Raw genomic sequence first — 20,320 nt, 5'->3', positions numbered from 1 at the left:
ACTATTGAGCCGCTCTGGGCTGTATATCTACCTTGGGTTTACTATCAAAAATCAATCGATTCGGATTTTCTCTCAATTGTCTGAGCAAAGGCTGTAATTCATTTAACGCCCTGTCTAATGACACCAAGTTCTGACGTAATGGTTGGCCAATCAAACCGTCCGCTTGGTAGGTTTCCAACGTCTGATTCAACTCTCGAATGGCGGCCGATAAATCCGCCGGAATTTGTTGTGTCTCCGATTTATCAACTAATTTCCTGACACTGTCACTGACTTGTTGCAAGCGCTGTAGTGTGGTATCCACTTCTGACATGGTATTACCCAATTGATTGAAGGTTTTCTGCAACGGCACTTGTGCTAGATTGTCGAGCATCAGGCTAATTTTGGACTCTATGTTCGCCAGTGAGTTAGGAGCAGTCGGAAACACATCATAACCTTCAAATTCCCGCCAGCGAATAGGAGAAGGTGTGTCCATGAAGTCCAAACTAATGACCTTGGCCGCATTCAAATAATTACCAATCACCAAGGACGCCCGTAGTCCCTTTTCCATACGATCTTCTAACATGGCGTTCCATTGTGACAATGACATCACATCCGGCATGTCTGGGGTATTTAGGCGCTGCGGCTCTATGCGTGCCAAAACAGGAATTACTGGTGTATCTAACTTAGATAAGGAGGTCATTGAAATACCGCTAAAAGGCACTTCCATGACAGTACCAATACGAACCCCACGAAACTCAACAGCCGCCCCTGGATACAAGCCACTCAAATTAGCATCGAACAAAAATACATATTCTATAAACTCATCATAGACTTGATTGTCAGCACTTTCTTTCGAGTCAAACAACTGGAACTCAGACAAATCTGCCACCGTATCACCTGCGGGTCGACCAATCGGTAACGAAAAGGAAATGCCCCCAGATAAGAAGGTTTCCAAAGAATCAAAACTAAACTCAAAACCACTGGCTGAACTCTTGAACGACACGCCAGGCGTTACCCAAAATTGCACGGCTGAATTCACCAAAGCATCATAAGGCGAACGAATAACTAACTGATAGGTAATGGCTTTTCGATTGGCATCAAAACCGACATTCTCAATGTAACCTACCTCGTAACCACGAAAATGTACTGGTGCGCCTACGTCTAATTTTGCTCCTTTTAGACTGACTAGCTTCACTCGAATACCTTCATTTTCCATCGCTAAAGGCGGCTGATCTAAAATGGTAAAGCGAGTCTGGATATCCCCGCTTTCTCCCGGTGTCATATCAATGTAAGCTCCGGATAATAAGGTACCTAAACCACTCACCCCTTCTTTACCTATGCGTGGTTTTACCACCCAAAACTGCGCATCCTGCTTAAGCATTTGGTCCGTACCTTGATTCATTCGAACCTGAATAACGGCATTTTCATAGTCTTCACTTAAGCGAATATCGATTACCCTGCCAACATCCACATTACGAGATTTAAGTTTCGTTTTACCCACTTCCAAACCGTCTGCGTTCGCAGCAACTAGAGTAATCACGGGCCCTTGGCTGGACCAATTCTGATACAACATCCAAGCGGCCACGATCAAGGCAATCAGTGGCACTAACCAGATAGAATTAAAACGTACCTTGCGCATATTCTCGACTGGGTTCAGATCATCGCTCACGCTTTGCTCCCTTGTTATAAAGATCATTTGCTTGTCTGTCTTTGTCCCACAGTAATCTGGGATCAAACGACATGGCAGCTAACATGGTTAGTATAATCACCGACGTAAAAGACAATACCGCTGGACCTGGATAAATGGCCATCAAATTTCCCATTTGTACCATGCTGGTTAAAATCGCCACCACAAACACGTCAATCATTGACCAACGTCCAACCAATTCCGTCAGCCTATACAATTTCACTTTCTGTTTGGTCAGGTGACGGCTAGGAAAATAACATTGCCAAATCAACCAAGATAAAGACGCTATTTTCGCCAATGGAATCACTACACTCGCCACAAGAATCACCAATGCGACAGGATAAGATTCCAGTGACCAAAGTAAAAATACTCCTCCCATAATAGTGGAAGGCTCAGTATTACCGAGAAACGTTGTTTGCATAATCGGAAACACATTAGCGGGAATGTACATGACTAAAGCCGCAATCAATAACGCCAATGTGGTGGATAAACTACGTGGTCGCCGAGTATAAATCGAATGCCCACAACGCTGACAATGTCGATGGTCATTGGACAAAACCGCACCACAAAAGTGACAACCAATCAGCCCTTGCGACTGAGCATTCCCCTTATCTACCGCATGGTTCATTGCGGCGCCAGCCACCTGATGCCATAACCAACGCTTATCAACTAGGGTGACGGTTTTTAATAACAGCACCACATAGCCACAGAAAGCCCAAAATGATAGCCCCAAGGTGATGTCCGCCAAGCCGTTAACCTTAACCAAAGCCACGAGAATGCCAACTAAAAAAACATCCACCATCAACCAAGGCTGTACCACTAATAACCATCGTACACAGTATCGCCGAGCGTTATCCAACACATTAGAATGATGAAAGCTCCACACCAAAAACAAAATAGAGCCCAAATACACTAGGGGAAAGACAAACAGCGCCAAGCTAATCACAGCTCCTAAAATCAGATATCCTTGCCCTAATAAAACCGTCAGAGTATCAATCAGCGTCACGCTTCTTTCGACTCCATTTGTGGCAAAGCTCAGAAATGGAAAGCTGATGGCTAAGACCAACATCAATAAGCAAGATATGCCAATAGACAAAATACGACGAGGCGCATAAGCATGAACACTGACCAGAATATGATCACAGTGAGTACAGCGCAGGCGCTCGCCACTCTGCAAATCAGGCATTGGATTAACCTGATCACACTGCTCGCAGACTGTTACATGTTCAGAAAACGTCCTTTGACTCATACAAGGCAACTATACAAATGGCTTAATGACACTCAATGTTCGAAAGATAAAAAAGGGGTATCAAACACGATACCCCAGCCTTTTCGCAAGCTATCTAAGATATACAAAAACAGCTAACTCATTCATATTTTAGCAAATGCAACCGCGATGGCTCATTTGACCAGCTCCAAGCGAGCCAAACTCGCTGGGACAACCTTTTTATGAATAGGCACAACAAAAAACATATAAACCTTACCAAAACGATTTTTCACATGCACCACAGTGGTGACATAGAGCTTGAGCACATGGCCTTCGGGCTCCAAAAACAAAGACAGCTTCACATCCAAATGTTTGTCCCTGCCTTCCAAAATCACTTCCTGATCGCGGCTAAACAAAACCTTGAAAATGCCCACTTGATCACCAACTAGGTAATCACACGCTTGTTTCGCTGGTATGACATCCCCAATTAAACTCAACTTTTTCAACCCAAATAGCGCCACCACTCGATTTCGGATCCACATGATGCAATCCACCCATTTTGGCGTATTGTTGGCCATGTCTAACCACACCTGCATCGCCGATTGCCCTTTATTCAAAGTCCGATGAGTAAAACAATCTGTAAAATAAGCATTAGCCATTAAACGATTAATGGCTGCCGCATTTGGTACATCCAGCATTTTTTCTTCCCTAAAAATGATGTTGTTAATGGGTTGATTTTTGCTCTCTTTCAATTCTTTATACTAGTCAATTTTTTCCTGTAAACCTGTAGTAAACTGTAATAATACGTTCTAATTTATTGCGGCTTTACCGCTGGCAGATACTGACTTAGTGTGGAAGGTAAGTGAGATACAATAAAGCGTCGAGACGTTTGCCAATAAACCGATAATAAGAGCAATATGCTTCCCATTACCATACCAGTCATAGCGATACTGTCTGCCACATTACCGAAATTGCCAAACAATTCCTGCAAGGCATAAATCACGTAAAATAAGGAAGACACCATAAACGCGCGACGATCCACCGTAATAGAAACCAATGTCATAAGCGAATACAGCAACACGATGAACACCATATTAGAAATGCTTTCATTGCCGTTTAGAATACCCAATGTCGAAAACACAGGATGAATAATCAAGGGCGCTGACAACATATGCAGCCAAAACGCCACATCGGATTTACGAGTGATACGTTGCGTGTCCTGAGCATCCCAATACATGGCAAACGCAAAACACAAAATCCCAAAGACAAACAAAGCCGACATAACCGCCACACCATCTTCAGGAAGAAAGGCGACAATCGCGGAGGCCACAATAGCCATAGCAGCAGCGGTTGCCACCGCAATGGTCATAGGCACATTAAAACGTCGCCAATGCCCATAAGCCGCCGCCAAGGCAACAGAGGTTGAAACCACTTCCGCGAACTGCTGACCTGCAAAAATCGTTTGGCTCAACATAAAGCTCCCGCCGACAAAATTGAGCAGGAGAAAAATCGCTGGCAAAGCCATTTTGCGTTTCAAAATAAACACTTCCCCTAGCCACCAAGCCAAGGCAACAAAAACTAAATGGGCCACAGTCGGATTCACCAGCTGCCATACCCACAAAGAAGAAAAGAGCAATAGACCACAGGCAATCACCACAAAAATATCGTTAAACCCGCCCACCAGACGAAAGTTTTCCTCGTCTACCACTGCGGTTTTTCGGGAGGCTGCAATGAAGTCACGAAATGCCGTGACGGATTGCGATGACAAAACACCTTGCTTTACTGCTGAATCAAGATCTTCATCTGTATACATAATTGTCCTTATTGTTTATGGAAGGTACGAAGCTGGTAGCGTCGAAATAAAACCAAAAAGAGTAGCGCTAAGCACCCTATATTCACGGCAAATGGAAATAAGGCGGTGGCGATCGAATATTCTTCCAAAGCCAATAGCACAAGGGTATTGCGCAAGATAAATAAAACAAAAAACCTTGCACTTTCCTGATAAGGAAAGACGTAGGCTTTGCGTAACGTTGGTACAAAACCTAACATATCGACTGTGGTTAATAAAATCACCGCCCACATTGGATCTGACATAACATACCAAAATGGCAGAGAAGATAAAGCCGCTAAAAAAAACACCCAATCAACCGTGTGAATACTAGCATCAGCCCGTTTGCAGTAAGCCGCCATCGCCACCAAGATAGTAATTCCCCCAGAGATACCAACTGGCCAGGCTCCCCAACCAGCTTGAGCCTCATACTGTGCAAAAAAGACAATTAGAGTGGTAAGACCCCAGATCACCCAAGTAAAGACATGAGGTCTAGTTTGCCCCTTGATAATCGAAAATAAATACGGCAAAAAAGCCACTAGCGTGAGCAGGACAGCCATGCCGCTAAAAACAAATTTTATGTTCCATTCCATAACACATCAGGTTTCCAGATCAATTGTCTTCTTATCTAAGCAAGGTGCGAATAAGTCTTCTGAACGTCAGTCTATCAGAGAAACTGTCTATCACGCTTAACACAGCGAGGCCGTTTCTCTGAAAGACCCGAAGGGCATGGGCTAAGCTCTCTTTATTTTTTGTTAAGCTTGTTGCCAATATACTGATATTGGACGGCGAAACTTGCCTCGAATAAAAGAGCGTGATTGCCACGCTGCCCCCTACAGGGATGTAGTGTAGTAGGGCAACGCAGGAGCAGTTGCCGAGGAGCACCTTGCCGTAGCCAATGAAGCTGTTCATACCTTCCCTAAGCAAATTGACAGACATAAAAAAAGAACACCGAAGCGTTCTTTCATTTTTACCTATGCAAGGTTGGACTACCACCAACACGACCAGGAACACCGTTCGGCCCAGGTCCACCCGGCGGTATGAACACGCAAGCGGATAAAGTCATTAATAAACCCACTAATAAGATACCGCCTAATGTTGTCTTCATATTTACCTCGCCTGCGAAAATCAACATGATAAATAACGCTGAGAACGCATACAAACCTCTCATCTCAACAATCATGAAGAATTCATAGTTGGCGAGAAAAGCGAGGATTATGACCAGATTAAGGACCTAGGACGTAAACGGCTTAAGCGATATATAATGACATTGCAAGAAAGCATGCTTCGTTTAGCGGGGCCCTTTGCCGCGCACAGGACGTTTACCAGTAGGATTCGCTTTACCTTGCGGTTTATTTGTCTGCGCTTTATTCCCTGTTGGTTTGCGCCCTTTCATGGGTTTATTGGGATCACCAAAGGGTCGCTTATCCTTGCCTTTACCAGAGGTTGCAGGCTTCTTTCCTTCACCACGAGGATGCTTAGTATTTGGTTTCGGCGCATAAGGCATTTTCGCCGGATTTTTCTTAGCCGTATGACTAGCGGTGCTTTTTTTACTGTTCGGACGAGAACGTTTGGTCGATGGGCTCGCTTCGGAAGATGACTCCTCCACCGCTTTCAATAGAACAGACAACTCTTTCTGAGTTAAATCTCGCCACTCACCTACTGGCAAACCTTTTAAATTCACATTCATAATGCGAGTACGTTCTAGCTTAGTCACTTCATAACCAAAGTGCTCACACATGCGACGAATCTGACGATTTAACCCTTGAACAAGGGTAATATTAAAGACATTGGGTGCGACTTTAACCACCGGGCATTTTTTGGTCATGGTTCCTAAAATAGGCACGCCACCAGCCAAACCAGAAACAAAATTGTCTGTAATGGGTTTGTTAACCGTCACCAAGTATTCTTTCTCGTGGTTATTACCTGCCCGCAATACCTTATTGACCAAATCCCCATTATTAGTGAGAAAGATCAAACCTTGTGAGTCTTTGTCTAAACGGCCAATGGGGAAGATCCGCACGCCGTGGCTAACAAAATCGACAATATTATGACGTTCACTGCTTTCGGTTGTACTAACAATGCCCACTGGCTTATTCAATACAATAAATACGAAATCCTCGGCATCTTGTGGTTCGATCACTTGACCATTCACACGCACCGTATCACCTAGAGCAACCTGATCCCCAACCTTGGCACGCTTACTATTGATAAACACGTTACCTTGCTCAATATAGCGGTCGGCTTCACGACGAGAGCACATCCCGCTATCACTGATGTATTTGTTTAATCGAATTGAGGAATTGAACATAAAAAATCGCTGTCATTCTTGGGGTAACTTATAGGAACTGGGTATTATACACTTAAGTCACTCTGACATAAGACGAATCTGGACGTGAAGGCGAATTACTCATTCACCTCCACGTCCTTGCATAACCACGCCATACGATCAACAAGTCAGGCTTTAAACACCATTACCCAAACATTTCCAAATATGGCAATCCAGATCGCCCCTAAAAGACTTAAAGTAAGAGGCTAAGCGCTTGCTTCTCGCTTATCCTAATCCAGCACAGGGGCATCAAAATCCTCTGGCTCATCCGTGTAAATACACACATTCCAGTCTGCAGCTAACCCCTCTTCGGCTTGGCAGTAAGTGGCGAAAAAGTCACTGATTTCCTTACGCTGACAATGAGCTTCAAAGCTTGCCATGTCCTGCCAAATCTCATTAAAGGCAATCGGAAAACTCTTACCTTCAGCAAATGGGCTGGTCAAGTGTCGCGTCACTCGATACGCAATGCAACCGTCTTCGCGTAAGGTGTTGGGCTCCAAAGATTGTAGCACCTTATAAAGCGCCTTTTCTTGACCTGGCTTAGGGAGAAATTGCGCAATACAATAGACTTTACTAGACATACCTTTCCTTACAATATTAGCTTCTGTTTAAAGCGGACTTAAGTAAACCAAAACCGGCCAGAGCAAACATACCAGCCGCCGCTCGTTCTACCCAGCGACGACACTTTTGATACATTCCCATAATACCTTTAACTGAAAACACCAACGAATACATGATGTTGACAAGATAACCAACTAGCATGCAAGTCAACAAAGCCAAGATCAAAGACATCACATCATTATGGCCTTGCATGCCCATAGACAAGGCCGCCATCCAGGCAACCACAGTTTTCGGGTTTGAAGAGTTCAATATAAAACCTCGCATAAACCACTTTCGGTAGCTGCAGGCTTGAATCTGTGCAAGATTCTCCTGATCCTCTATGACTAATGATGCTTTAAAGGACACATAAGCCAAACGTAATAGATACAATCCCCCTAGCACTTTAAGTACCATCAAGACATACACCGAGCTTTGCAGTACGGCTCCCATACCACTGACCGCCACCACGCCCCATAAAAACATGCCAGAAGACAAGCCTAAGCCATACACGAGTGCAATTTTGCGTCCTTTACTCATGGCGATAGTGGCATTCGATAAGGTCGCAGGTCCTGGAGAAACCGCTACCACGAAAAACGCAAAACCTATGGTAAATAAGGACAAAACATCGATCATTTTCAATCTCCTTGTTAATAATAAATGGCAATTCCAGTCTTCACTGAATGCCATTTTAAACCTTTAGTAAATCGTCTTCTTCATGTGTTCATGGGTACTGTTTATCGTACTCTTGAGCATCAAACTCAATGTTTTTCATATCAGCAAACACCTTCGCCATATCACCAGCCGAGGGTAACTCGCCTCGATCAATATGTTGACTCGGATCCCATAACCCAGAACGAGCAATGGCTTTTTGGCACTGAAAGTAAGCCTTTTCAACTGAAATAGACAAGACTGAACTGGCGGCTTTTCCTTGTATCGAAAACGAGTCACAAAGATCATTGTCCACCAAAATTTCTGCCCTACCACTCACTCGAATGGTTTCCCCCACATTCGGCACAAGAAAAATCAAACCGACTTGAGGGTTGTGAATGATGTTCCTTAAAGAATCCAGTCGATTATTACCTCGACGATCTGGGATTTGAATGCAGCGCTCGTTAACGACTCGAACAAAACCCGCAGGATCGCCTCGCGGTGAACAGTCAAGACCATTTTCACCATAGGTTGCCAAAATGAGAAAAGGGGATTTTTCAATAAACGCACGGTAATGGGGATTAATATGATCAATCTCTTTCCATAACGACCTTTCGACCGGTTGGCCATAGATTTCTTCTAACGCATCAAGCGTTTTAATGGTCTCCATCGCTCTCTCCTGCGGTTCAATTGTTTCCTCAAATGTTTACCGTACCATTGACGTCAATCTAACCCCTTGACAGTTTGTCGGCTAAGCCGACAAACTTGGTGAACTTATTCGCCGATGTGCCAGCCATTGGTAATCGGATAACGACGATCTCGACCAAAGCCACGCGCCGTAATACGAACCCCTGTTGGCGCCTGACGACGCTTATATTCGTTCAAATCCACAAGACGCAGCACACGATAAACAGTATCGCGATCAAACTTATTCGTTGCTAATATGGCTTCTGCACTCATATCTTGCTCAATGTACATATGCAAAATCTGATCAAGAATGTCGTAGCTTGGTAAGGAATCCTCATCCTTCTGATCAGGCGCCAATTCAGCGGATGGCGGACGCGTAATCACACGCTCAGGAATCACATATCCCAGGGTATTTCGGTAACGACAAAGCTTAAAGACTAAGGTTTTAAAGACATCTTTTAATACCGAATATCCGCCAACCATATCACCGTACAAGGTGGCATAACCTACTGCCATTTCACTCTTGTTGCCCGTGGTCAGCACCATGTAGCCTTTCTTATTAGAAATTGCCATCAGGGTCACACCGCGCGTACGCGCCTGCAAATTTTCTTCCGTAGTGTCTTTACCGTAACCTTCGAATTCTGGAGCCAAAACATCACCGAACGCCGACACCATAGATTCAATAGGCAACACACTGTATTTCACACCCAGCAAATTGGCTTCTTCTTCCGCATCTTCAAGGCTAATAGAAGACGTATAAGTGTAAGGCATCATCACCGCTTGGACACGATCAGCCCCAATGGCATCCACTGCCACCGCTAAGGATAAAGCGGAATCTATACCGCCGCTCAAACCTAACACTATGCCTTTGAAACGGTTCTTCTCAATGTAATCACGAAGACCAAGTACCATCGCCTGATACACACTGGCCTCTTCACTCAAGGCTGGTGCAATGGTGGCAGAAACGGGTTCAACCTTATGACTTTGGCCGTCATTCACGATAAAGTCAGCACAATACAATCCAGACTTAAACCAAGGCGCTTGCATGATTTTTTCACCTTTTGCATTCACCACAAACGAGCCACCTTCGTAGACCAATTCGTCCTGCGCCCCCATGTAGTTTACATAGACAATCGGCAAGGTGGTTTCCGTGGCTCGCTTATGCAATAAGGTTTCACGTTCACCCATTTTTTCAATGTGGTACGGCGAGGCATTCAAGTTCAGAATCAGCTCCGCGCCAGCGTCTTTAGCTTGCGCGATGGGTTCTGGATGCCAGATGTCTTCACAAATGCTCAGACCCACCTTAACCCCTTTAATGTCCACCAAAGCGGCGTCACGCCCTTCGCTGAAATAACGTTTGTCATCGAACACGAGAAAATTAGGCAATTTTTGCTTGGCGTACTCGACTAATAACTGACCTTGATAAATGACCCCTGCACAGTTAAACAACTCGCCATCAATGCGTCTTGGGTAACCTAATACTAGATGAATGCCAGTTACCTCAGCTTGTATTTTCGCCAAGGCCGATTCAATACGTGGTTCTAAACTTGGGCGCAGTAATAAGTCTTCTGGGGGATAGCCCGTCAAGGTTAATTCTGGAAAAACCACGACATCAGCCTGTTCTTGATCACGCGCTTTAAGGGCAGCATCAATCACAGATTGAGTGTTTTTGGTAATGTCGCCGACCAACATATCCAGTTGGGCCATTGCAATTCTTAATGTCATACCGTTGCTATCTCATCAACTCTGTTAGAATATGCCCTTTATTGTCTGGAATTAGCCAACTTAGGTAAAGTATATGATCGTCCGTTTGATCGTTTTTATTGCGATTTTCTTTATTGGCTGGTGGTTATACCGCCAATTTGTCATTTTGAAAGGAAAAAAAGCCCCGACTAAACACAAAAAGCGCTCACAAGAGTCTCAATCAGCAGAACAAGAAAGCATGGTTCGTTGCCAACAGTGCCAAACGTACCTTCCTCGTTCTCATGCCATACATGACCAAGCAGCACGCCCTTTTTGCAGTGCTGAGCACTTAAAAGAATTTAATCAAGCAGAGTAAGCCAGCCTTGGTGTTGTAAGATTCGATTTTGCCACCACCAACAATGATAACTCTGTCGATTAATGGAAGCGCACAGTCGATGGTATTCTATACCATCGACTGTTTCGTATCTGTGCCATTGATATAAGAAAGAATCCTCTTCAATCTTCCATTCCGTTTGCTTTAAGCTTGCCTTGTCTTGTTGCAACGGACAAAAGCCAAGACAGTTAGAATCATTTGCTTGCGAAAACTCTGGTTCGACAACAAGCAAGCGTTCAAAACCTTGCCACACAGACTGCCCAACGGCCACCTCTTGCAATTGACTGCGCCACTGGTATTGCGCCAGCAATCTGTCTTGGAACGCCACCGACATACTCGCCACGGCCAATAGCAATACCAACACAGGTAAGCCCAGCCAACCGGCTAAGGTTTGCTGATTCATGGTTTGCGGGTTCACCAGGACCGCCCCTGCAAATCAATAATCTGATTGCCCACCTGCTGACAAGGTCGCTGGTATTGCCATTCCTCTCCTCGCATCGAAAGATAACGCTGTGGGGCCTCTTTCTCTTGGTCTACTTGACAATCCCCTAGACGAAATTGATATTCCACCCACAAAGCTCGAACATGTTGCAAAGCGTAATGACCGTAACGAGTGTCTAAGGTGTCGACAAAACCATTTTGATCCTGATCCAACAAGGGGAAAATCGATAAACGCTCAATGCCATTCCATAACTCTAACGCATTGCCACTGACCTCAGGGGAGCGCCATAATGCACCTTGCCCCGTTTTACCTTCAGCCAGATACCAATAAAAGCTGTCTTCACTGGCAATCACACCAGACTGACCGAGCACTTGATCCGTATCAAATGTCACCTTGGCTCCTTGACTCGATACCGCCATCACCTGCCCTAAAAAGCTGCCGTTACAACTGCTAAAGCGCACTTGGTCGCCACTTTTCCAATGACAAGCCAATGCCACTGTCAATGGGTTTTCGGTCACCTCAATCGAAGCTCGACACAAGCCATAATCCCTTGCTAACAACCAATCCGAGCCAGCCAGCAAAGAACGAGCAGACAAGCGTTTTGGTGGCTTCGCCGAGCTTTGAATGGTAAGAGACGCCTCGCTATTTAGCTGGCATTGCGCCGGAAGTAAGCGCTGCCACTGGGAACGAAAATGCGCATCAATGGCCGATTGAAGACTTTGCCCTTGTTGATATACCTGACGCTTGAATTGCTCACCTTGTATGTCCCGCAAAGCACTCATCATAAAGGGTAAGCAGAGACTTAACACAGCACACGCGATGAGCAATTCAAATAAGATGCCTCCTGCTAACGCCACACGAGAACGCATTACTCTTGCGACACCATTAAAGGGGAAACTGGATTCAAACTGGCCTTAAACCATTGATAGAGATTCTGCTGAGTGCATACCAAACAATCCGGGTAATCAAAACTATGATCAGCGCTCTCAACGTCGTCGACTAAAAACGCAACGTCCTGCCCGAATAAATGAGTCATCCGTTCTGCTTTCTGACGATTTTGCTCTGCCTTTATCTGCGCCTCACTCAAAGACAGGCTGTACCATTGCGCATCGCTTTGCCTCATGATGCTCCAAAGAATGACCCCAATGACGATTAAACAGAGTGTGACTTCCAGTAGAACCCAACCACCTTGATGAACACTCAATGGCCTTATTTGCCGTAATTTTTTCATTCACAGTCACCCACACTCGATGAATGTGACTGTGACTGTAGTTGTAAAGCCGACACATAAAAACGACCACCTTGGTTGAGCACCAGTCCCATTTTCCAGCGCCCTAAACAAAAGATAAACGTGCCATTTTGATAACCTGACAAGCCATTAAGTCGATACTCAATTTGCTTTTTCTGAGCGGGAAAACCACGCCAGGCGACCAATAAGTCTGAGGTAAATGAGATACTGGCGAACGTCTTCTCAGCCTGATTAGATTCGGTGTTTTGATACAAACGAAAGCCGGTTGACCAATCTCCAGTGCAACGCTGAATCCCGCCACAAAGGTAACTAAGTCGGCCACTAGCGACGGCCAATTGACGCGCTTGAGTTAAACCATTTGCTAAACGCGTGACTTGTGTTTTGAGAATGCGTTGATCTTCTAGATCTTGATTGAAAGACAGAACTTGGGACGAGCCGAGGTGCGCCAGTAAGCTCAGAATCGCCAACACACACAACAACTCCAATAAGGAATAACCAAATTGCTGAACCATAGAACGCCTCCTTGTTCTATTGTTTTACTGATGAGCATCCTGCTCACCAATCTATCCTAGCGTAAGCTTAAGACGAGGCAAACCACTTATTCAAATGCTTGGCAATTTGCCTCGGCTTTTGAAATGGCAAAGAGTGATCACAAGCACTCATCACAGTGTGTTGCCATGCTGAATTGCGTTCACTTAACCATTCATAATGCTGTTTCAATGCCTCATGACTCAATTCGCCTGAGAACAAAAAGACTTCCGGTGACGCTTCTATCATAGCGTGTCGAACGTTTGGATTATGGGCCGCATGTTCAACAAAGTCCGTGACCGCATCCAATGCAAAGGCAAAACCAAAAGGCCGATGCGCCAAACGGGATTGAGTGGTGGCCTCTGCCACAGGATACTTGCGACGATTAGGCGATACACCGTCCATAAAACACGCAACACCCAGTTCAACATCATCCGTTTCACGAATCAATTGTGAGGCATGACGGTACTTTTGGCGTACCTCTTTTAAATGACTCAAATCTTGTCGATCCAGCGAAGCCGGTTCTAACAAGGCCATTTTCACCGGCGGTTGACCTGCTTGCTGTCGCTGATAATTTAAATTCAGCGCCACTAAACCGCCTAAGGAATAAGCCACCAAATCAAACTGAGTCCAGTTTAAATGATTCAGCAAAGCCATCACCTCATCAGTAAAATCCGCAATCGACACCGCCTTTTCCTCTCCATCCGCGTGAAAGGAATCTCCCATTCCCTTCAAGTCGGGAATCAGCATCCAACGCCATGACGTCAAATAAGGCAACATTGGTGAAAAGGTAATGTCACCAGCCACACCCGCGCCATGCAGCATTAAACAAGCGGCATCCGTCGTCGCATTAGGATTTTCGAGTAAGCGATACGCGATACGCGCATTGTGTAAAGAAAGAAAAAAAACGTCTGACACTTGTAATTAACCTGTGAGGCCCCTTATTAAAAGAATACAATATTCGCCACGCCATCTGCGGTAACATTTTACTAGGTAATCAGACAAAATGTCAGAAATCAAACGGATAAACCTTCCTTATCAGTCCAATTTACTTGCTTTTTACGCCGCCGTACGGGATTTACCTTACCCTGCACTACTGGACAGTAACCACGAACATTTCAAAGACACACGATTCGACATTCTGGTGGCCAATCCCATTGCCCGCATTCATGCGAACCATCAAGACAATGACACTGGCTTCATCCATTGGACAAACACGCCTTTGTACAACTTATCCGAGCGGCAGAACCCGATGGCGTTACTCAATGAATTAATGTCACGTATTTGCCAAGAAAGTTGGGCGCAATCGGCACCAAAAGACTTACCTTTTACGGGGGGACTATTGGGCTATTATGGTTACGAAAGTGGCCACTATGTGGAAAAACTACCGGACAGTGTCACTCATGATATCCAGCTCGACACATTGAACATGGGATTATATGGCTGGGCCATTGTTACCCACCATCACGAGCAAAAAACCGAGCTAATTTACACGCCTTGGTGCCACGAAGACGACGTCAGTCAGTTGATCAACCGTTTCACCAGTGCGTCTGATGATGTCTTGGTTCATCACGATTTATTGGAAAAACACGCGTTCGAGCTGACCTCGGGGTTTACGTCTAACATGACTGCCGAAGACTACGCGAACAAGTTTGCCAAGGTGCAGGACTACATTCAGGCGGGCGACTGTTATCAGGTAAATTTGGCACAGCGCTTTTCCGCTCAGTATCAAGGCGACACCTTTACCGCTTATCAAACGCTTCGCCAAGTCTGTCCGACCCCTTTTTCGGCCTACTTGGAATTATCCCCACAACAAAGCGTATTAAGTCATTCACCAGAACGCTTTCTATTGTGTGATCAAGGGCGTGTCGAGTCCAAGCCCATTAAAGGCACCATCGCACGTGGGAAAACGCCTGAAGAAGATCAAGCTAACGCAGAGACACTCTTATCGTCGAAAAAGGACCGCGCCGAGAACCTTATGATCGTTGACTTATTACGCAATGATTTAGGCCGTACTTGTTTAACCGGCAGCATCAAGGTGCCGAAGTTATTTGCCTTGGAAACCTACGCCAATGTGCATCATCTGGTGTCCACCGTCGAAGGCCGTGTAGAACAGACAGATCAAGCCATTCGGGTATTCCATCAAAGTTTCCCTGGCGGCTCTATTACCGGTGCGCCGAAGATCCGTTCAATGGAAATCATCGATGAGCTGGAACCTCATCAGCGTTCAGCCTATTGCGGTTCCATTGCTTATTTCAGCAGCAACGGACAAATGGACTCTAGCATTACCATCCGAACCTTAGTGGCCGATCATGGTAAGCTAGATTGTTGGGCCGGTGGCGGATTGGTTGCCGATTCAAAATGTGAAGAAGAGTACCAAGAAACCTTTACCAAAGTGGGTAAATTAACCCATACTCTAGAAAGAGATTTTTTGAAGTAGGTCTTACCATGTCAGACATTGAGCAGTTTTTAAATGCTCCACCTATTGACCTTAGTTTAGATGACATTCGTGCCGCCTTAGACAAAACCCCCTATCGGCAGAGTATCCATAACCCAGACGAAGAAATGTTTCCACAAGGTTATGAGTTGGATTACCGTTCCGCGGCAGTATTGATTCCGATCTGGCAAGCGCCAGAAGACGGTGAGCTGTATGTATTGCTGACTCAGCGAGCCCTGCACATGCGCAATCACCCAGGCCAGATCGCATTTCCGGGTGGCAAACACGACCCAGACGACGCCAGCATTCAATACACAGCGTTGAGAGAGACATTGGAAGAAGTCGGATTGGCACCAGATTGCTTTGATTTACTCGGGGAGCTTGGAGAATATTGTACCTTATCAGGTTTCTGCATTAAGCCCATTGTGGCTGAAATGACACGCCGAAGTGAACTGAGTTTGTGTGAGGAAGAGGTTAAATCCGTCCACTGGGTGCCATTACGTCACCTACTGACGCCTCAGAACTATGCCTTCAAACAACGCAAGCTGGATTCCATTTCTCGTGGTTACTTTGAAATCTATTACCAAGACATTCGTATTTGGGGAGTCACGGCGGGAATTTTGTACGGCCTTTACCAGACCCTATCAAGACACCTTGCTAATACTCTTTAGTGCGCGTGTTCAGCGACCCTTTCCCATGAGGTCATAAAATCACGATAGCAGACTTCTAGTTGATCAATGTGTTTTAGCAACACTTGACCTGCTGGCGTCAGTTCAATTCGGCGCCCATGACGAATCAATAATGATTCACCCAGCTCTTTTTCCAGTTTTTGAATGTGCTGACTAATGGCTGGCTGTGTCAGCCCTAATTGTTTAGCGGTCTGGGTAAAACTCCCCGTCTCCACCAAGGCTTTGTATGTCATCAGATGTTGAGTATTAAGCATAAAGATTCCTTATAATAAGCTTCATTATGCCCAAGGCTTTTTCATGGAACATTGACCTATATCGTGTTTTCATGAAAGATTGAGGTTTCTTTACCTTGATAGATAAAAATATGACAGTGGCAAACGATAAGATGTTACCTTGGCAAGAAAGGCAATCTGGTCATAAAGAATCCCGTGACAATGATTATCGAACCCCCTATCAAAGAGACAGGGCGCGCATCATTCATAGCGCGGCCTTTCGTCGTTTGCAATCAAAAACCCAAATTCTGGCGATACGTCAAAACGACTACAGCCGCACGCGCTTAACTCACTCATTAGAAGTGGCGCAAATTGGCAATGGCATTGTTCACCACCTCAAGTTCAGTTCCGCTGATGATGCTGAATTCCAACCTTGGCTAGCAGACGACGCACTGATTGAAACCGTCTGTCTAAGTCACGATATTGGCCACCCGCCTTTTGGCCATGGTGGTGAAATTGCACTTAATTATATGATGCTGGATAAAGGTGGTTTTGAAGGCAATGCCCAGTCATTACGTATTCTTGGCAAACGCGGCTCTTACTCCGAAAATTACGGCATGGACGTGACCCGCCGTGCTTTGCTCGGCATTTTGAAATACCCGGTTTTACACAATCAGGTAGTAGGCCAATACCCAGAAAAACCAAACAATTTTCGTCAATTCAAAGCCGCAAATTGGGCCCCTCCAAAATGTGTTTATGAAGACGAGCAAGACTTATTAGATTGGATCATTGAACCCTTTAGTGACGCTGACAAAGCCGCTTTACAAGACCTGCAAAATACCACAGCGACTCACGCCAAAGCCAAGCATGCCAGCTTTGACACCAGCATCATGGACTTAGCCGACGACATTGCTTACGGCGTACACGATTTAGAAGACGCCATTGTGCTTGGCATGGTAACCAAAGAAATGTGGCTAGAGCACTTAGAACCAAAGCTCTCGGCTTTAGCCTCGCCCTTCTTAGCGGAAAACCTGAACAGCTTACGAACTCAATTGTTCAGCCGTCAAAGTCATTTAAGAAAAGAAGCCATTGGCAATCTGGTTAGCTGGTTTATTACCTCTTGTCGGGTCGTTGAAAACCTAAAATTCGAACACCCTTTACTGCGTTACCAAGTTGGCTTGCCAGAAGGACAGCGACAAGCACTGGCGCTTTTAAAACAGTTTGAAATGCAGCACATTATCCAGCGCCCAGAAGTGCAAATGCTGGTTTACAAAGGCCAACAAATGCTGTTGGAAATGTTTGAAGCTTACAGCGCCGATCCAGCCAGATTATTGCCCAGAGAAATTGCCCATGAATGGCAGCGAAGCCGTGATCAAGGCGAGAGCGGGTTGCGCATCATTTGTGACTACATGGCATCCATGACTGACGACTACGCCAGCCGCATGTACAACAAATTGTTCGTGCCAAGTTTGGGGTCGGTCTTTGAACCTATGTAGACCTTTTTTACTCTGCTGCCAGCCATGCCTCGGCAGCCGCCTTCTCATCCAATGGGAAAGCTTCGATGTCGAGGCCCGGAATCAACAGCCCTTCAATCTCGCTGACTTTTTGCAGCCACGTTTCATCGGTCAGCACCGCGGCTTTACGAAACTTACCGATCAAGCTAAACAAAGTAGGCAGCTTGGATAGTTTAATGCCAATGGCACTAAAAGAAGGAAAGTGAAAGGAGGCTATTTCGTACAACATAGTGCCCTTTTCAATGCCTTGAGCCAGTAAAATAAATTCATTCAGAGCCACTTCCATTTGCTCAGAATCCATCTGGCCATCAAGCTCAATGTATAAGTGGTTTTCACCTTGTTTTTCAACACGGAACATAACCTTCTCCTGATGATCTAGCAATCAATGATATTAAAGTTAGTCGTTTTCACTCTGGCTGTCAGTTTTTTACAAGACAGCAATCGATTCATCCTTTAAGCTAATCAATAGCGTCGGCTATTGATTAGGGATGGTACGAATAAGTCTTCTGAACGTCAGTCTTATCAGTGAAACGTCCTATTAAGGCAAGAGTGAGCTGGAAGGTTAATACCCTCCCTCGCTTGCCTTCATAAATACTATGCCTTCATAAATACTATGCCTTCATAAATAAAAGTATCATCTTGGATAAAGTACTGACATGGACAGAGTACAACATTTCACTTCTCCCGACCCTTGTGTGAGTTTAATCAGCGGACATTATCAATCGTTTGAATTTGATCGACACTACCATCTCGATTATCACTTTGGACTCATTTTGGAAGGTCAGCAAGCCTTTGCTTCACAAGGTGAACGTCATCGCGTTGGACCTGGCGACATCATTATCATGCCGCCTGATGTCCTACATGATGGCCAAGCTATGTTGGATTCGGGCTACAAAACTCAGGTATTTTCAGTTGAGCCACATTGGTTTAACGAAATGCACATCACTAGATCTTCTCAAGGCCAGTTGACCTTTACTGACAATGTCATTCAGGACCCAATAGTATTCCAATCACTCACTCAAGCTTACATGGCCTTATGCAACGAAGAATTAAGCCAACTGGCTCGCGACTGCCTGCCGTTCGAAGGCTTCTCACCTTTAGTGGAGCGTTATGGACAAAGTCACGCCAAGCCAATTTATGCCCTAGGGAAAAGCAACCTTGAACGTTTGCGAGCGTTTTTACTGGCGCATCTAGCCGAACCTGTCTCCTTACAACAACTGGCGGACTTGTGTCACCTCAGTCCAAGCCAATTCCAACGTCAATTTAAAGCCAAAGTCGGAATGACACCCTATGCTTGGTTCTCTCGCTTGCGCCTAGAGCAAGCCATGAAATTATTAAAAGCCAAGATACCTGGTACAGACGTGGCCCAACAAGTGGGCTTTTACGATCAAGCACACTTTAGCAAAGCCTTTAAACACAGTTTTGGCGTTTCTCCCTCACAAATTCGTTAAATGTCATTATTTTACAAGCCCAATACAGAAAGGGTGGCGATAATCAGCACCTTCTTGTTGAAAACAGTAGAGAACATAATGAACGAGCCATCCATCTTACTAACACTTGCATTGGTGCACTTTGTTGCTTTGATCAGCCCTGGGCCAGACTTCGCCTTAGTGGTACAAAACGCTTCGCGCTATGGTCGTCAAACCGGCTTTTACATTGCTCTTGGCCTATCACTGGGCATTTTGACTCACGCCGTATTGAGTATCACAGGCATCAGTTTATTGGTTCACCAGCAGCCCACCCTATTTCGCTTTTTGCAATGTTTAGGTGGCGCTTATCTTTTGTATCTGGGTGGCGGCGCGTTAATCAGCAGTTACCAAAACTGGCAGCGAGCAAGCAACTTGGTTCAGACGCAGAACAAAGCCTTGTTAAATCAAAAGCATCAGGCTTTTTCTAAGGGGTTATTGACCAACCTATTCAACCCAAAAGCATTAGTGTTTTTCATCAGCTTGATGTCCAGCTTAATCCCTGCCAGCATGTCTTGGACAGGTAAAGGCACGGCGTTGCTGATTATTGGGGGATTGTCACTCGGCTGGTTCAGTGCCTTGGCTTGGCTGCTCACCAAGCCAACCAGTCAGGTCCTATTAGGACGGCTCAGTCGATACATAGATTTACTGTGCGGTGTGCTCTTTTGCCTCTTAGGAACAGGCATTCTGTATGGCGTGTTGTTGGATTAGCAGGCGTTTTGAACTTTTATGATGAGTGCT

Annotated in this window: 24 protein-coding genes; 6 read left to right on the top strand and 18 right to left on the bottom strand. The window is 45.3% G+C overall.

The features are described from left to right. Position 1: 1 nt before the first annotated feature. From pqiB to MAR181_RS05680, 11 genes are all read right to left on the bottom strand, one after another. A complete protein-coding gene (pqiB, locus tag MAR181_RS05730) occupies positions 2-1,648 on the bottom strand; it encodes an intermembrane transport protein PqiB (RefSeq protein WP_013795656.1) in 1,647 nt (548 codons plus the stop codon). Then, positions 1,638-2,915, bottom strand: a complete 1,278-nt coding sequence (locus tag MAR181_RS05725; protein ID WP_049782704.1) for a paraquat-inducible protein A — start codon at positions 2,913-2,915, stop codon at positions 1,638-1,640. Before MAR181_RS05725 ends, pqiB begins: the two co-directional genes overlap by 11 nt. Positions 2,916-3,067: 152 nt before the next feature. Continuing rightward, a complete protein-coding gene (locus MAR181_RS05720; protein WP_013795654.1) occupies positions 3,068-3,571 on the bottom strand; it encodes a DUF2867 domain-containing protein in 504 nt (167 codons plus the stop codon). A gap of 116 nt (positions 3,572-3,687) precedes the next feature. Continuing rightward, on the bottom strand, positions 3,688-4,686 hold the full coding sequence (locus MAR181_RS05715) for a hypothetical protein (protein ID WP_013795653.1): 999 nt from the start codon (positions 4,684-4,686) through the stop codon (positions 3,688-3,690). A gap of 8 nt (positions 4,687-4,694) precedes the next feature. Continuing rightward, positions 4,695-5,261, bottom strand: coding sequence for a hypothetical protein (locus MAR181_RS05710; protein ID WP_245546213.1), 567 nt, complete (start codon positions 5,259-5,261; stop codon positions 4,695-4,697). 410 nt (positions 5,262-5,671) lie between these two features. Further along, positions 5,672-5,809, bottom strand: coding sequence for a hypothetical protein (locus tag MAR181_RS18455; protein ID WP_171810308.1), 138 nt, complete (start codon positions 5,807-5,809; stop codon positions 5,672-5,674). A 183-nt stretch (positions 5,810-5,992) separates the two neighbouring features. Then, positions 5,993-7,012 carry a 23S rRNA pseudouridine(2604) synthase RluF gene (gene rluF / locus MAR181_RS05700; RefSeq protein WP_013795650.1) on the bottom strand — a complete coding sequence of 340 codons (1,020 nt, stop codon included), beginning with the start codon at positions 7,010-7,012 and terminating at the stop codon, positions 5,993-5,995. A gap of 248 nt (positions 7,013-7,260) precedes the next feature. Beyond that, positions 7,261-7,611 carry a putative quinol monooxygenase gene (locus MAR181_RS05695; protein ID WP_013795649.1) on the bottom strand — a complete coding sequence of 117 codons (351 nt, stop codon included), beginning with the start codon at positions 7,609-7,611 and terminating at the stop codon, positions 7,261-7,263. Between the two features lie 16 nt (positions 7,612-7,627). After that, positions 7,628-8,263 carry a LysE family translocator gene (locus MAR181_RS05690; RefSeq protein WP_013795648.1) on the bottom strand — a complete coding sequence of 212 codons (636 nt, stop codon included), beginning with the start codon at positions 8,261-8,263 and terminating at the stop codon, positions 7,628-7,630. Between the two features lie 88 nt (positions 8,264-8,351). Further along, complete coding sequence (locus tag MAR181_RS05685) at positions 8,352-8,948, bottom strand: pyridoxamine 5'-phosphate oxidase family protein (protein ID WP_013795647.1); 597 nt, start codon at positions 8,946-8,948, stop codon at positions 8,352-8,354. A 104-nt stretch (positions 8,949-9,052) separates the two neighbouring features. Further along, on the bottom strand, positions 9,053-10,690 hold the full coding sequence (locus MAR181_RS05680; RefSeq protein WP_013795646.1) for an NAD+ synthase: 1,638 nt from the start codon (positions 10,688-10,690) through the stop codon (positions 9,053-9,055). Positions 10,691-10,763: 73 nt separating this feature from the next. Here MAR181_RS05680 and MAR181_RS05675 point away from each other — a divergent pair, with 73 nt between their 5' ends. Beyond that, the gene (locus tag MAR181_RS05675; RefSeq protein ID WP_013795645.1) at positions 10,764-11,024 is read left to right on the top strand and encodes a PP0621 family protein; all 261 of its coding nucleotides are present in this window, start codon (positions 10,764-10,766) and stop codon (positions 11,022-11,024) included. Here the strand turns inward: MAR181_RS05675 and MAR181_RS05670 are convergent. From MAR181_RS05670 to MAR181_RS05650, 5 genes are all read right to left on the bottom strand, one after another. Continuing rightward, complete coding sequence (locus MAR181_RS05670) at positions 11,008-11,460, bottom strand: hypothetical protein (RefSeq protein ID WP_013795644.1); 453 nt, start codon at positions 11,458-11,460, stop codon at positions 11,008-11,010. The two genes, MAR181_RS05675 and MAR181_RS05670, sit on opposite strands and share 17 nt — an antisense overlap. Next, the gene (locus MAR181_RS05665; RefSeq protein WP_013795643.1) at positions 11,457-12,353 is read right to left on the bottom strand and encodes a hypothetical protein; all 897 of its coding nucleotides are present in this window, start codon (positions 12,351-12,353) and stop codon (positions 11,457-11,459) included. Before MAR181_RS05665 ends, MAR181_RS05670 begins: the two co-directional genes overlap by 4 nt. Further along, a complete protein-coding gene (locus MAR181_RS05660; protein ID WP_013795642.1) occupies positions 12,353-12,715 on the bottom strand; it encodes a hypothetical protein in 363 nt (120 codons plus the stop codon). Before MAR181_RS05660 ends, MAR181_RS05665 begins: the two co-directional genes overlap by 1 nt. Next, positions 12,712-13,245, bottom strand: a complete 534-nt coding sequence (locus MAR181_RS05655; RefSeq protein WP_013795641.1) for a GspH/FimT family pseudopilin — start codon at positions 13,243-13,245, stop codon at positions 12,712-12,714. Before MAR181_RS05655 ends, MAR181_RS05660 begins: the two co-directional genes overlap by 4 nt. 67 nt (positions 13,246-13,312) lie before the next feature. After that, entirely contained in the window at positions 13,313-14,179 is an 867-nt protein-coding gene (locus MAR181_RS05650; RefSeq protein ID WP_013795640.1) for an alpha/beta fold hydrolase, read from the bottom strand. An 88-nt stretch (positions 14,180-14,267) separates the two neighbouring features. Between MAR181_RS05650 and pabB the strand changes: the two genes are divergently transcribed. Both pabB and MAR181_RS05640 read left to right on the top strand, forming a co-directional pair. Then, positions 14,268-15,701, top strand: coding sequence for an aminodeoxychorismate synthase component I (gene pabB / locus MAR181_RS05645; protein ID WP_013795639.1), 1,434 nt, complete (start codon positions 14,268-14,270; stop codon positions 15,699-15,701). Between the two features lie 8 nt (positions 15,702-15,709). Further along, a complete protein-coding gene (locus tag MAR181_RS05640) occupies positions 15,710-16,369 on the top strand; it encodes an NUDIX hydrolase (protein ID WP_013795638.1) in 660 nt (219 codons plus the stop codon). Here the strand turns inward: MAR181_RS05640 and MAR181_RS05635 are convergent. Then, positions 16,366-16,641, bottom strand: a complete 276-nt coding sequence (locus tag MAR181_RS05635) for a LysR family transcriptional regulator (RefSeq protein WP_013795637.1) — start codon at positions 16,639-16,641, stop codon at positions 16,366-16,368. The genes MAR181_RS05640 and MAR181_RS05635 overlap by 4 nt on opposite strands. Before the next feature lie 110 nt (positions 16,642-16,751). On the opposite strand from MAR181_RS05635, the gene MAR181_RS05630 reads away from it, so the two are divergent. Further along, entirely contained in the window at positions 16,752-18,095 is a 1,344-nt protein-coding gene (locus tag MAR181_RS05630) for an anti-phage deoxyguanosine triphosphatase (RefSeq protein WP_041651189.1), read from the top strand. Between the two features lie 7 nt (positions 18,096-18,102). Here the strand turns inward: MAR181_RS05630 and MAR181_RS05625 are convergent, their stop codons facing one another. Beyond that, positions 18,103-18,471: a SpoIIAA family protein gene (locus MAR181_RS05625; RefSeq protein WP_013795635.1), complete on the bottom strand. Its 369-nt coding sequence runs from the start codon at positions 18,469-18,471 to the stop codon at positions 18,103-18,105. Between the two features lie 298 nt (positions 18,472-18,769). On the opposite strand from MAR181_RS05625, the gene MAR181_RS05620 reads away from it, so the two are divergent. Both MAR181_RS05620 and MAR181_RS05615 read left to right on the top strand, forming a co-directional pair. Next, positions 18,770-19,564, top strand: coding sequence for an AraC family transcriptional regulator (locus MAR181_RS05620; RefSeq protein ID WP_013795634.1), 795 nt, complete (start codon positions 18,770-18,772; stop codon positions 19,562-19,564). 78 nt (positions 19,565-19,642) lie between these two features. Then, positions 19,643-20,290, top strand: coding sequence for a LysE family translocator (locus MAR181_RS05615; protein WP_013795633.1), 648 nt, complete (start codon positions 19,643-19,645; stop codon positions 20,288-20,290). Positions 20,291-20,320: the final 30 nt, after the last annotated feature.

Origin of the sequence: Marinomonas posidonica IVIA-Po-181 (genome assembly GCF_000214215.1) — a bacterium.
Lineage (GTDB): Bacteria > Pseudomonadota > Gammaproteobacteria > Pseudomonadales > Marinomonadaceae > Marinomonas > Marinomonas posidonica.
This window is presented reverse-complemented; position numbering and strand designations above follow the sequence as displayed.